The organism is Echinimonas agarilytica (assembly GCF_023703465.1).
Classification (GTDB): Bacteria; Pseudomonadota; Gammaproteobacteria; order Enterobacterales; family Neiellaceae; genus Echinimonas; species Echinimonas agarilytica.
In genome coordinates this window covers 93,827-107,687 of the sequence record NZ_JAMQGP010000002.1, presented here as the reverse complement: position 1 = coordinate 107,687, position 13,861 = coordinate 93,827, and the positions used below count along the sequence as shown (strand labels likewise).

13 protein-coding genes are annotated in these 13,861 nt (G+C 46.6%); 2 read left to right on the top strand and 11 right to left on the bottom strand.

Translation table 11 applies throughout. From position 1 onward, the window contains the following. Complete coding sequence (gene ccmB, locus NAF29_RS04820) at positions 1-666, bottom strand: heme exporter protein CcmB (RefSeq protein ID WP_285817602.1); 666 nt, start codon at positions 664-666, stop codon at positions 1-3. Further along, positions 663-1,292, bottom strand: a complete 630-nt coding sequence (ccmA, locus tag NAF29_RS04815; protein ID WP_251260367.1) for a cytochrome c biogenesis heme-transporting ATPase CcmA — start codon at positions 1,290-1,292, stop codon at positions 663-665. Before ccmA ends, ccmB begins: the two co-directional genes overlap by 4 nt. A 77-nt stretch (positions 1,293-1,369) precedes the next feature. On the opposite strand from ccmA, the gene NAF29_RS04810 reads away from it, so the two are divergent. Both NAF29_RS04810 and NAF29_RS04805 read left to right on the top strand, forming a co-directional pair. Next, a complete protein-coding gene (locus NAF29_RS04810; protein WP_251260366.1) occupies positions 1,370-3,868 on the top strand; it encodes a flagellar hook-length control protein FliK in 2,499 nt (832 codons plus the stop codon). Next, entirely contained in the window at positions 3,868-4,182 is a 315-nt protein-coding gene (locus NAF29_RS04805; protein ID WP_251260365.1) for an EscU/YscU/HrcU family type III secretion system export apparatus switch protein, read from the top strand. Before NAF29_RS04810 ends, NAF29_RS04805 begins: the two co-directional genes overlap by 1 nt. A 76-nt stretch (positions 4,183-4,258) precedes the next feature. Here NAF29_RS04805 and NAF29_RS04800 read toward each other — a convergent pair whose 3' ends face one another. The 9 genes from NAF29_RS04800 to NAF29_RS04760 all read right to left on the bottom strand — a co-directional run bounded on the left by NAF29_RS04800 (position 4,259) and on the right by NAF29_RS04760 (position 13,856). After that, positions 4,259-6,049: a hypothetical protein gene (locus NAF29_RS04800; RefSeq protein ID WP_251260364.1), complete on the bottom strand. Its 1,791-nt coding sequence runs from the start codon at positions 6,047-6,049 to the stop codon at positions 4,259-4,261. A 143-nt stretch (positions 6,050-6,192) separates the two neighbouring features. Beyond that, positions 6,193-6,624 (bottom strand): DUF2802 domain-containing protein, encoded by a 432-nt coding sequence (locus NAF29_RS04795; protein ID WP_251260363.1) that lies wholly within the window; start codon positions 6,622-6,624, stop codon positions 6,193-6,195. A gap of 1 nt (position 6,625) precedes the next feature. Beyond that, the gene (locus NAF29_RS04790) at positions 6,626-7,117 is read right to left on the bottom strand and encodes a chemotaxis protein CheW (RefSeq protein ID WP_251260362.1); all 492 of its coding nucleotides are present in this window, start codon (positions 7,115-7,117) and stop codon (positions 6,626-6,628) included. A 19-nt stretch (positions 7,118-7,136) separates the two neighbouring features. Next, entirely contained in the window at positions 7,137-7,982 is an 846-nt protein-coding gene (locus NAF29_RS04785; protein ID WP_251260361.1) for a chemotaxis protein CheW, read from the bottom strand. Further along, positions 7,979-8,776: a ParA family protein gene (locus NAF29_RS04780; protein WP_251260360.1), complete on the bottom strand. Its 798-nt coding sequence runs from the start codon at positions 8,774-8,776 to the stop codon at positions 7,979-7,981. Before NAF29_RS04780 ends, NAF29_RS04785 begins: the two co-directional genes overlap by 4 nt. Then, on the bottom strand, positions 8,773-9,729 hold the full coding sequence (locus NAF29_RS04775) for a flagellar motor protein MotB (protein WP_251260359.1): 957 nt from the start codon (positions 9,727-9,729) through the stop codon (positions 8,773-8,775). The genes NAF29_RS04780 and NAF29_RS04775 overlap by 4 nt, the downstream gene beginning before the upstream one ends. 12 nt (positions 9,730-9,741) lie before the next feature. Beyond that, on the bottom strand, positions 9,742-10,485 hold the full coding sequence (locus tag NAF29_RS04770) for a flagellar motor protein (protein WP_251260358.1): 744 nt from the start codon (positions 10,483-10,485) through the stop codon (positions 9,742-9,744). Next, positions 10,478-11,653 (bottom strand): protein-glutamate methylesterase/protein-glutamine glutaminase, encoded by a 1,176-nt coding sequence (locus tag NAF29_RS04765; RefSeq protein WP_251260357.1) that lies wholly within the window; start codon positions 11,651-11,653, stop codon positions 10,478-10,480. The genes NAF29_RS04770 and NAF29_RS04765 overlap by 8 nt, the downstream gene beginning before the upstream one ends. A gap of 16 nt (positions 11,654-11,669) precedes the next feature. Beyond that, on the bottom strand, positions 11,670-13,856 hold the full coding sequence (locus NAF29_RS04760) for a chemotaxis protein CheA (RefSeq protein WP_251260356.1): 2,187 nt from the start codon (positions 13,854-13,856) through the stop codon (positions 11,670-11,672). Positions 13,857-13,861 lie beyond the last annotated feature (5 nt).

The following is a 13,861-nucleotide window of genomic DNA, read 5'->3' as shown; positions in this document are numbered from 1 at the left end:
TTATTGCACACTAATTCTTAATGCCGCAATAACGGCAAATGGAGCTAAAGTAATAGCTCCTGCGGAAAATGCTGCCAACAACGATAACTGGCCAATATATGGCAATGTCATCGCTGCCGCATCGATTGCGGAAGTCGCAAAGATCAGTACCGGAATAAACAACGGTAGGATCAGTAAACTCAATAATACGCCACTTCGACCCACTCCAACGGTCAACGCAGCACCCACGGCACCTAGCATATTTAATGCCGGAGTTGCCACCAATAGTGTGAGCATAATGGCCGACACCGCTGAATCAGGCACTCCCATCAATAATGCAGCCAACGGTGACAGAATTAAAATAGGTACGCATGTCATCAACCAATGCGCCATGACTTTTGCTAAAATTAGCCCTGCACCACCATTCACAGACAACAGCATTTGTTCAAGAGAGCCGTCACGGTAATCATCTCTAAACAAACGTTCAAGAGACAACATAACACTCAATAATACTGCAACCCAAATCACACCTGGAGCAATGCGCGCTAAAATAGATGGCGCAGGCCCAACTCCCAATGGAAATAGACTGATAACAAGAAGATAGAACACCAGAGGGTTGAGCACATCTGACTTTTTACGCAACACCAACAAGCTCTCGCGTCGCAGTGTTTCAAACCAAGCACTCATGATTCCACCTCCTGCTGAATCTCTCCCAATCGCAATTGAATGGTGGCTTGCTGCGGCAAAATCGCGGCTTGATGAGTCGTAACGATAAGCATACCGCCGTTGGCGACATGATCAGCAAAGCGTTTTTCCAGCCCGGCAACGGCTCTTACATCGAGCGCGGTAAGCGGCTCATCCAATATCCATAGCTTTGAATTAGACAACCACAAGCGGCTCAACGCCACGCGCCGCTGTTGGCCCGCAGATAGATTTCCAGAAGGCACATCTTCATAACCAGCCAAACCGACTGCGGCAAGTATTTCAGCAATAGATTGTGGGTTATCACCATGTAAGGCGCTCAGATAACGTAAGTTTTCAAATGGTGTGAGCTCGAGATTTACCGCAGGCTGGTGCCCCAAATATAATAGGTCGTCACGGAACAGTGCTGAATTGGATATTTTTTCACCTTGCCAATACACATCGCCTTCATCTGGGCGCGCTAGCCCAGCTAAAATTCGAAGCATACTGGTTTTGCCTGCACCATTTCGCCCTTCAAGTAAAAGAGCTTGGCCAGGCCTAAGCATGAAGCTTATATGACTGAATAATTGTCGTGATTGGCGTGCAAGGCTCAAACTACGCGCTTCGAGCATGTTGATATTTTCTTTTTAGGTTTATTCTTGCTAAGCCGATAATAACAAAGCTATGTCAAAAAGGGCACGATTCATCTATGAGTGACGTGAACATACCATCTAGTCAAAGTCCAACACCTGTGTCGCAAGCTTCTGAGACAGGTCTGACCTTGCCTAAAAATGATTCTCGCAGCGTTTCAATTCCGACTCCGAGTACCACCACTATTACCTTTAACGAGACCTCACTGAAACTCACTGAATCGAGCCCAGGAAAATCAAAGCAAGGCATACAGAGTCCAACTCAACTTCATGTAAGCAACGCCAATGGTTCCGTTAACATAATATTGAACACCAACAACAAAACAAATGTTAATCCAGCCAAAGACAATACTCAAATAGCTGCATCACAACTCTTAAAATTAACCGCAGAACACCAACTCATCACTCTGAGCCTACTCAAGCAACCACAGTTGTTGGCTTCTGAAGCTTCTCCTCAACTGGTTTCGATTCCACTAAATCAAAGCCAACTGGTTGCTTTGGCGAACTTAATTACTCAATTTAACAATATTCCGACTCAACAACCTCAGTTCAACAGCCAAGTGCTTGCGACGTTAACGGAAGCATTTGACCAGCAATTGTTGGTGGCTCGACCTAGCCCAACTCCAGCATCCATTCATATAGAGCGCTCCGGTGACACCACAGAATTTGTTCGTATACCTTTGCCAATGCAGCCATCTGCCGAGGTTCAACAAAACAACAGAGAGTTGCTAAAGTGGCTCGCTCAACACTCTATACCTCTTCTATTGAAGCTCGACACAACTGCTAAAACCTTAGGCCAATCAAATCTTGAGATCACAGTGCCGCCACAGCCTGCCACCTCCAACGTTCAGCAAGCTGTAGCGAGTCACATGACGGTAAAGCCTGTAGATGTGTCGATTGACCAACTCAAAGCTCTGATGCTGATAGGTCAAGCCGTATCAGTTTCATTTAACGCTAAGTCAGATGGCTACACCATCCGAAACCCCGAATTCCAATTGAACTTAGCGGTTGCCAATCCGTCACCCAGAACTCTAATGCAAGAAACGCCACTCCCAAAGGGTATAGGTGAGCTCGTTGTAAAGCTCTCGAGTAACATCGTTGCAAGCATCCAATGGAAGACACCACAGGTGAGCATTGATATTTCACCATCAAACGCTGCGGTAAAGCCCTTCATCGCCGCGTTTGTTCAAGCCATACAAGAAATGAAGGGGATTGTGACTACGCCGATCACACCTTCTGTACCCACCATGCCACCGTTACTCTCTGCGGCATTAATGACCCCGACAAGTGAACTCAAAGAAAATTGGCAAGACTTACTGAAACAGCAACTCCTAACGTCAGCATTGAATAAATCAGCGCCTATAACCTCAACTCACTCATCCTCTTCTCAACAACCAGTTGAAGTTAACGCCAACGATGAAGACATTGCCGTGCAACAGCGAATGCAAAAAGCGCTTCAATCATTGGCACAATTGCCCACTGATAAGTTAATCAACGCGGTGAGTAAATTGCTCAACCAACCTGTGGCAGAAAACAAATCACCAATCCCCTCTGATCCACTCAGTCAATCACATGTAAAATCGGATCCGACAACTCCCCCCCCTAAAACAGAGTTGTCGCAACCACATTTTGGCTTAGCAAGGGCACTGCAAGGGGTCGACATCTCTCAGTTAACGCAAATAAAACCGAGCTCAGCTCCATTAATGCTAGAGTTATTCACATTGCTTTTTCCTGTGATTCAGGCCATTCCTAAAGCGGATCAAACCGCTGACTTCAAAGCCATAGAATCTCTGATGCTGCAGCTTTCGCCGTTAAAGCCGCTCTTCACATCGAGCACCCCGTCGCCTGAACACTCTCGCCCCACTAAAATCGAACATGCAGTGGCTCTGCTGAGTGCTATGCAAAGTTATTACTCAAGCCCACTTAGCGCTGCTCCATCTCCTGATAAGGAAGAGTCAGAGAGCATTACGCAGCAAGCTTTAAGTCACTCGGTTAAGCAATTGCTACCGGATCTACCCGCCTCTGCCGTCGCCCTGTTGCTTAAACGTATGGCCGGAAAACTCAGGACACAAGAGTCGGCCCGAATACAGCTCGAACAAGTGACACAGTCGCTTTCAAAACTCAACCATCATCAACGTGCCGCACAACATCAAAGTGCAGAAACAACCCAAACTGCCCAACAACTCAATCAGCACATGACAATTCCTGTTCAATTGAATGGCGATGTGCAGCTTTTTGAAATATTGATTCAACAACAACCGCAAGAAGATCAATCTAGTAGCGAGACATCATCGAAAAGTTGGCACTTAAAGCTTCGATTTGATTTACCTAATACCGGAGCGATTTTAGTTCATGCATTGTATGGCCCAGATGGTTTGGATTTAGATATTTATGCCGACAAGATATCCACGCAACAGCGTGCCGAAAAAGCCTTGGAAGGATGGCGCGAACGCCTCAATGATTTAGGTTTTCGTCCCAGAAACCTCACAAGCCAGCAAGGCAATGTGCCTGACAGGTTGGTTTCATCTATTCAGCAACTGGTCAATACGGAGGCCTAATGAGTGATATCCCTGAAGACTTAGAACCCTATGCAATCGCACTAGGCTACGACGCTAAAAACACACCCACAGTGCTGGCTAAGGGCTTTGCCGAGCTGGCCGAACAGATTGTTGAAATTGCAGAAGAGGAAGGCATCTACATTCACAAAGATGCTGAGTTAGCGAGGTTTCTGAGCCATATTGAAGTGGGCGATAATATTCCAAGAGAGCTTTATGTACTAGTTGCTGAAGTCATCAGTTTTGCCTACTTGTTAGAAGGCAAGTTTCCTGAACAATGGGCTAAACTTTACAACAAAATTTCAACCCAAGCTTAGCTTTGTTTTACCCGCAGCATAAAAAGCAGAGCACAATAAGCTCCGCTTTTTACAAGGCTGGAGTGAGGCGTGTGCGCTATTTAAAGACTACATCACCTTCAGCCTTCGTTTGAATATCCATCAACCCCAAGGTTGCCGCATTGTCGGCCGTTAATTTTTGCCCACCAATGGTCATATTTTCAATCACAAAACCTTGGATGCGTCCGCGATCTGCTTGATCAATAATGGCGTTGAACGGACGGCGGTTAGGACCAACAATCGTGCCGTTTCCTGAACCTTCAGAAAAGATCTTTCCGGGATGTTTTCGCGTGCCGTATTCTTCCGGTTGCACCAACGCGTCGAGCTCTACATCTTTGACTAACCAGTTCGTAAAAGATTGCGCCGTATGCCGAGGCTGGTAGTTCTCAAACCCGAAGAATCGCGTGACAGGACCGTAAACTCTGAGCCCTTCAACACGAATATTTTTAATATCAGATTTCGGTGCCTGAGTCTCATGCTTACGCAACTTTTCAGTTCGCTGCGCGTAATTGAGGATACTCGCATTTTGGTTCAAGCCCGTTGTCTCAGCATGAATCACGTCAATATTTCGGATCACAGCATGAGTGACATTTTTCGGAAACCACCCAAACTGGAATACAGCACCATTGTCCATTTGCCAAACGGTACAATTTTCAATCACCATGTTGTGATGGTAAACCTTAAATGCGTCATCATAGGCCGATACAAAACAGTCATTGATGACATCATTATCATTAGGACCGAAACCGTCATTGTTGTATAACCAGTTGCCAAACAATTTAACATTGTCGATACGCCCCTGAGATCGCTTCGGGTTCACAGCTTTCGTGATCAACGAATAGTGAGGCGCGTTTACGATGGTTACACCTTCGACTAAGTAGTCATTTGATTTAATACGAACCAGCTTGACCGAGTTGGCCCAACAATCCGCCGATTGGCGCTCGCCGTTGACCATAGTTTCACAGGCAACTAAACCGTCTTTGTCAGCATTTGCGCGCCACGGGAATGGGTCGCCCGACAAAACCCCACGCCCAGACAAAGTGAAACCGTTTTTGTATTTAGTACCTTTAATACCCGCATCAATCGCACCACGCACATATGCTCCGCCAGCAATGTACACATGCTTAACCGACTCAGGTACACGCCAATAGCCCAAATCATGAGTTCCTGGCTGAAATGCAACGGTGGCTACCTTAGCTGCAAATTTGGCGTTAAATGGCTTATCGGCTGATACAAAATATGTGTTTTGATCCGGTTTAGCCGGTACTTTCGCCAAATCTTTCGACTCTGGCTGATCGGCAAAAAGCATCAATGAATCGAATGGGATCTGGCGATAAGGCATGTAACGCTCATCCACATATTCAACCGACAGTTTTAAGTTTGGTTTAAATAGTCGAAGTTTGATTTCGCGCTTTTTCAAATCTTTAGACACGACTAAATAGTCGACGCCTTCATTGTGTGAAGGAAGTACTTTAATGTCGCTTACTGACCCTGAAGTGGCGTCAGTTTTAGTCACAACGACCTCAACAGATTGCTTAAACGAAAAACCGGTCCAAGACATTGTACGATTATTTTCGCGATAAACTTTCGCCCCATCGCAACGCGGGTAGTTGCCACACAAACCGGCATCGCGAGGAAAGGTCTTGAGAACCGTTGACGATACACCGTCAACCGTTACGATGTATTTATCTGACAAGAATTCGCCGAGATCCCCATAGTCATAAACAATAGAATTGGCGACGGGTTCATTCGATTCCGATGTGGAAGGCGCCAGAGCAGCCTGCGATGAAAATGAAGTGATATGACATACCACACCGAGCAGCATTACTGCGATAAAACTGGACTTCATTATGAGCGCACCATAAGTTACATATACGGATGTCACTGTAACCTGCTAGGGTCACTTCACCGATGTGAATTCAGGTCGATCAAATGGAAGTTTCCCCCAATGCACTAAAAGCAGGCCTCACCGAAGACGGGTCGGTAAGGAAATTAATTTTTGGTATGAAGGTTAACGATCAATTCTGCTTCAGCTCGGGGCAGTTCACATTCTTGCATAATTTCGTCAATATCAGCGCCCAGTTCGACCATACGAACCGCGCGACTATAAATACGGCGTTGCGGTTCGAGATCGTCAACCGTTGGCTGTTGATCGACCAAATCTGATAAACGCTGCTCTAGAAGGCCAAGGCGACGGCCCACCGCCAGCGAGCCGGTTCGTATTTCTTGAATATCATTTAGAATGGGGTCGTTGGCTCGACTCAATTGGCGAACTATTTGCTCAATCGCGTTCAATCTTCGGTCAACTGATTCTTGATCAGCACCTCGACGCCGCACGATTTTGCCAATCCACAACGCGAACAGGAATGCAAAGGCAGAAAGCGCCAGAGCCCCCCAAACTAAATATTCAATTGGAAGTGTCATATTAAAGAGTGTTTAACTCTTCCCACTCTTCATCACTCAACAACTTGTTGAGATCAACAAGGATCAGCAACTCATCATCACGGTTCGATACACCCTGAATGAACTTAGCACTGTCTTCTGTACCCACATTAGGAGCAGAATCGATTTCTGAGCTTCGCAAGTAAACCACTTCGGCAACACTATCAACCAATATACCGATGACTTGCTTTTCAGCTTCGATAATCACGATACGTGAATTGTCTGTCACTTCAGAACCAACCAGACCGAAACGCGAGCGAGTATCAATAACTGTGACAACGTTGCCACGTAAATTAATGATCCCCATCACATAGTTTGGAGCGCCCGGAACCGGAGCAATTTCGGTATAACGCAATACTTCTTGTACCTGCATTACATTAATGCCGTATGTCTCATTGTCGAGTCTAAAAGTGACCCACTGCAACACCTGATCGTCGCGTTCAGCATTTGCGGCATTAGTTCTATCATCAGCCATCGTGTTACTCCGAATATAATTAAGTGGCCTGGCTATTCACACCAGTATCGAGCAATTCTATCAAGGCATCAACGTTCATCAAGGCACACATCTTTTGTTTTACCATGCCTCTGAGCCAAGGACGCTTGCCCATACTTCCCCGCCAATTGACATCAGCAGGCTCTAATTGACTAGTCGTTATTAGGCGTTCGCATGCAAAACCCCAATCACTATCTTTTAACATAACAAGATATTGATAGTTGAGGTTTTCTGCCAACGTTTCATCATATTTTTCTGGCATGACCCACAATGCAGTATCCACCACATTTAATTGGCGGTCTCGATGCGGCATTAAGCCTAAAAACCAAGGTGGCTTACCAAATAAATGTCGCACGCCATCTTCTTCAATATTGTAGATACCGCCCAGTTCTTCCAACGGCACAGCAAGTGTCATTCCTGCGACGTCGAAAAACAATGCCTGAAAAATTTCAGTAGGTATAGCGGGTTGCTCAACTAATGCAGAAATAATTGCAGGAGCGACAACTTCTGGAGCAGTAGCAATGTCTACCGGTGTTTCAACAACATGAACAAGTTCAGGTTTAACGTCAATCTCTGCTGTTTTAATCTTAGCAACAGTCTCTGAGCGCTGCTGCCGTTGTGAGCGCAATGGGACCAATTTTGAAGGTTCTTCAGCCACTTCCGTGACAGGTGCCACCTTGAGATCAGACACTTGCTTCGGTTCTTCAAGTTTTGTGTCAGCCTGCACCGGCGGCTTGGACACATCATCCAATAATTTTTGCAGTGGAGCAGGTTCGATGATCTTATCACTTGGCTCTTCGAGCAAAGCAGAGAAGTAGTCTTGAATCGCTTTATCACTCGACTTCATGAAGCTACCTCGGTGTGTTTGGCAACATGTAGGTCAATCAAATCATCCAATAGCTCTCGGTATGCAACCACTCCCCTTGCTTGTGCTGCAAAAATTGAGGGCGGCACATGTTCTAACGATGCATCTCTAAATCGTGTATCCACTGGAATCACAGATCGCCAAACTCGGTCGCCGTATTGCTCGTTTAATGTTTCCATTGCTTGCCCACCAGCTTTGGTGCGCTTATCGAACATAGTTGGCACAACAAGATAGTCAATGCTCTGGTTAGGCGACATTTTCATGATATCTAATGACATAATCATGCGCTCTAAGCCTTTTAATGCTAAATATTCTGTTTGAACCGGCACTAATATTTTATCGCTTGCGGCTAGCGCATTGACCATCAGAACTCCCAAAACCGGAGGGCAGTCGATTATCGCTATATCATAGGATTTCGCCACAAGGCTAAGCGCATGCTTTAAGATTAGTCCCATTCCCTCGGTATGACCGAATTTTCGGTCCAGCGTTGCCATTGCCATATTCGCAGGCATGATGTCGATACCGTCTACACCTGTTGGCGCAATGCACTGTTCAATATCAATCGCGGAGGCTTCTCGGGCAGCAACAAACATGTCATAGCCAGAACAATCTAGCGACTCTGTATCGATATCGAGGTAATAACTCAAAGAGCAATGCGGATCCATATCAACCAATAGCACTTTATAACCGCGCTCAGACATGAGTCCGGCTAACGAAATGGCTGTGGTAGTTTTGCCAACTCCGCCTTTTTGATTCGCCACTGTCCAAACCATCATGGCTGTGGCTCCTGAGCTGCAGGATCATCCGGGGAGCGACGTGTCGTAATACGGATACCGCCGCCAGGTAATTCGATCACTTGAATGCTGTCGTAGTCATCCAGTTTTTCAAGTGGCTTAAGTGCCTCTTCTTGGGTGACCTCCGCAGTATCATCTTCTGTGGGAGATGCCCACTTAGAGACGGCAATTTCAACTCGACGGTTTGCCGCTCGCCCTTCAGAGGTTTCGTTGGTCGCGCGAGGAAAATTAGGGCCAAAGGCTTCCAAGGCTAACAAATTGTCACGAATGCCTTGGCCGATCAGACCATCTAATACTTTTGCTGCACGCGCTGCTGACAAGTCCCAGTTAGAGCTAAATACTTCGTTATCAATTGGCGCCGAATCAGTATAACCACGCACTCGAATATAATTATCTGCAGGGGCTAAAACTTTGGCCACAACTGGAATCAATTCTTTTAAATTGCTTGAGGGATTGGAACTGCCACTCGCAAAAATTAGATTTGAGCTCAATGACAACACTAACCAATCATCTTGTCGTTCAATATCCGCAAACCCCGCATTCACCAATTCTTGCAATGCTTCGTTCAAGTCATTTTCTAAATTAGAAAGCGCTGTACCTTCGTGCTTTTTACGGATATTTAGAATATCAGATTCGGCGTCGACCAACTCTGGACCGCCTTCTTTCATCAAACCGTGGCCATAAAGGTGGTCATCACTGGCTTCGAGCATGAGCCCTGAATTTGGATTCGGCTCTGCCTGTGAGGTCTGCTTAGAATTGAAGATGTCACCGAGTCGCTGTGTTAGTTCTTCCAATGAACCTTCTCTGGCAAGTGCCATTGCGTACAACACTACAAACAAAGCGAACATCAGGGTCATATAGTCGGCATATGAGACCAACCAGCGGTCTATATGTTGATCATTGCGGTGACGTCGAGCGCGATTGTATTTGTACACAAGGCCCCCAAATTATTGTTGGGTAAATGCGCGTAAACGCATTTCAATATTGCGAGGATTTTCACCATGAGCAACTGCAACCAAGCCTTCAACCATGAGCTCTTGATAGTTGGCTTGATTATAAATGTGGTAGCGAATTTTATTGGCAATAGGTAGGTATATAAAGTTAGCAAAACCAACACCGTAAATGGTAGCGACAAAGGCTGTCGCAATCCCAACACCAAGGCGCTCTGGTTCGCTCAAATAATTCATGGCTTCAATGAGCCCCAAAACGGCACCGATAATTCCAATAGTCGGAGAGTACCCGCCCATGGCCTCATATGTTTTAGACGCATCGAGTTGCAACTCACGTTGCATCACCATATCAATGTCCATGGTGGCGCGAATTTGTTCAGCCTCTGCGCCATCTACCAATAGAGTAAGACCCTTGCGAACAAAATCATCAGGCTCATCCATAATCTGATTCTCAAGCCCTAACAAACCATCATGGCGACTGATATTCGACCAATGGAGAATTTTTTCAATTCCTTCATCGAGCGGAGGCAAAGGCGCTTTGATCATCCAAACCAATTGGCCCAACGCTCTCTTTGCAACCACAAGAGGTGTTTGAATAAGTACAGCACCAATAGTGCCACCGACAACGATCAAAAAGGCAGGAAAGCTCAGAAGGGAGTATAAGCTGCCCCCTTCCCATACTTGCCCTAAAAACAGAGCTCCAAAGCCCAGTAATATGCCCAGAAGTGTTGATTTATCCATGAGTCTCTATGACGATTCGTTCTGCAATGTCGGCTAGGTCGATGCTGTCTTCAGCGATTCCAGCACTCGCTACCGCTTGAGGCATGCCATATACAACACAGCTCGCCTCATCTTGTGCCCAGACCTTAGCACCCAAATCTTTCAACATTCGGGCTCCGTCTCGCCCATCTGCGCCCATTCCAGTGAGCACTATGGCCAACACGTCGCCACCATAAACTTTGGCTGCCGAGGCGAAAGAAACATCAACTGACGGTTTATAATTCATTCGTTCCCCCCCATCCACAATTTTGATACGGGCAGAATTAGGTTTACCATCAAGCATCATTTGGGTACCACCAGGTGCCAAATAAGCACACCCTGCTTTTATAACGTCACCATTCGCAGCTTCTTTAACATTAATTTTGCATAAGCCATTGAGTCGCTGCGCAAATGCTCCTGTGAAGGCGGCTGGCATGTGCTGAATCAAAAGAATTGGCAAAGGGTAGTTCTGCGGCAACTGCGTTAATACAGTCTGCAGCGCAACAGGTCCTCCCGTAGACGTTCCAATGGCCAGCAGCTTGTATTGCTTACCGCTTGCCGATTTTCTAGATGTACGCGCAGGCGAAGCCGCCAATCTTGGTTGTACAGAAGCTTTGGCTATTGGTGTTTTACGAACTTCAGGTTTTGGCCCCTTAAGTGCACTTGATGCAGCTTTCAAAGATGCTTGTGCTTTGTTCAGCGAAGAATTTGAAGTCGGCGAAGCACGCTTAGTAATAGGCCGAAGACTAAACCGCCTCCGAGCTATCTCTTTAATGCGCTCAATTAAAACATGGGTTGCTTCTTTACGATCTCGAGCAATGTCTTCAAATTTCTTGGGAAGAAAATCAAGAGCGCCGGCTTCCAACGCATCTAAGGTCGATTTCGCCCCTTCGTGCGTTAAAGAAGAAAACATCAAGATCGGCACTGGTTTGGAAGCCATAATAGACTTCACAGCATCAATGCCATTCATAACGGGCATCTCGATGTCCATTGTAATAACATCAGGCTTAAGAGCCTTAGCTTTTTCAACAGCCTCTTTGCCGTTTACGGCAGTATCAATCACGGTTAAGCCGCTGTCAGAATCAATAATTTCGCTGACACGGCGACGAAAAAAGCTGGAGTCATCGACGACCAGAACTTTCAGCTGCATTTAGGCCTCGCTATTCCTACGACTTACGTGCGTAAAACTTCAATAAACTAGGAACATCTAAGATGAGTGCAATACCGCCATCGCTGGTAATTGTTGCACCGGCCATACCAGGCGTGCCTTGTAACATAGTACCCAATGGTTTAATCACCACTTCTTCCTGTCCAATTAAGGCATCTACAACAAAACCAATTTGTTGCATACCGACCTGAACAATGACCACATGTCCTTTCGATGCGCTGCGATCTTGTTCTCCACCGGCGAATTTAACGAGCCATTGGTCGAGGTAAAAGAGTGGGATAGCTCGGTCACGAACCACCACGGTAACTTGGCCATCAACGACATTGGTTTTGCCTAAGTCGAGATGGAAAATCTCATTGACGGATGCAAGTGGTAATGCAAATGTCTGCTTGCCCACCACAACCATTAGCGTCGGCATGATCGCGAGCGTTAACGGCACCTTAATCTCAAGTCGAGTTCCTACGCCTTTGTCCGACGTAATATGAACCGAGCCATTGAGTTGAGTGATTTTTGTTTTTACAACATCCATCCCCACACCTCGACCAGAGATATCGGAAATCTCTGTTTTGGTCGAAAAGCCTGGCGCAAAAATCAAATTGTAAGCATCTTCATTGGACAATCGAGCAGCGGAATCCGCATCCAGTACACCTCGATCGATGGCAATGCCTTTTAAACGCTCAGCATCCATTCCCGCGCCATCATCTGTAATGGTCAGCAGAATGTGATCGCCTTCCTGGCTGGCAGAAAGTTTGACAATACCGGTTCTATCTTTGCCTGCTGCAGCTCGGATGTCTGGCATTTCGATACCGTGATCAACCGAGTTCCGAACCAAGTGGACGAGCGGATCGGCTAGAGCTTCAACCAGATTTTTATCTAAATCTGTATCTTCACCTTCCAACTCAAGCTTGATTTCTTTTTTCAAGCTTCGCGCAAGGTCTCGAACGACCCGAGGGAAGCGTCCGAATACTTTTTTAATCGGCTGCATTCGGGTTTGCATGACTGCACCTTGCAGATCAGCAGTCACCACATCTAAATTAGCAATGGCTTTGCCCATTTCTTCATCGTTATGGGTCAAGCCGAGGCTAAGTAAGCGGTTTCGAACCAGAACGAGCTCACCCACCATATTCATAATTTGGTCTAACCGAGCTGTATCAACACGCACGGTTGTCTCACCTTGGCTCGGCTTCATTGGAGCTTTGGGAGCATCTTTTTCTTTGGGTGCAGCTGGGGCTGCGGCCGCAGGTTTCGGTTTTGCTACGACAGGTTCTGGCGCTGGAACGGGAGTTTCCGCAGCAGGAGCGGCAGGCGCAGGTATTTCTGGAGCAGTTTGAGCCACATCCGCAGCACCTGGATTAGGGGAGCCACCTTTTCCATGCAATTCGTCCAGCAAGGCTTCAAACTCATCATCTGAAATCGTATCTTCAGTACTGCCTGAATCTGGAGTTGGTACCGGCGCCGCAGCCGCTTCTTCTGCTGCACTGAAGCTACCTTTACCATGAAGCTCATCCAACAGAGCTTCGAATTCGTCGTCGGTAATGTCATCACCCATGCCCGATGACGCGGCAGGAGCTGCCGGTGCAGGGCTAGGAGTCGTTAAAGGCTGAGCGCTGGCAGCGGTGGGACTGCCACCTTTGCCGTGTAGTTCATCCAATAGCCGTTCAAAATCGTCATCATTGATATCATCAACCGGACCAATGGCAGTATCAGCGGCATTGCTTTCTGGAATGACCTCAGGAGTTGGCTCTGGAGTGACGGTAGGAGCTGGAACCTCAGGTGCAGCGGGTGCGACTTCTGCTTCAGGAGAGCTGAGTCTGTGTAGCTCAGCCAAAATAGCAGGGTCTGCAGCACTTAAAGCTTCTCTATTTTGCACCTGAACAAACATTTCGTTAATAGCATCGAGCGCTTGTAAAATTACATCCATCAATTCAGATGTAACCGCTCGTTGACCATTGCGCAAGATATCGAAGACGTTTTCTGCCCCGTGACACGCATCAACGAGTTCCGTAAGAGAAAGAAAGCCGGCCCCTCCCTTAACGGTATGAAAGCCCCTAAAAATAGCGTTTAGTAAATCACTATCTTCCGGATTATTCTCAAGCTCCACCAACTGCTCTTGCAGTTGCTCTAGAATTTCAGCAGCTTCAACTAAGAAGTCCTGCAGGATATCTTCATCAAGATCATATGACATACATC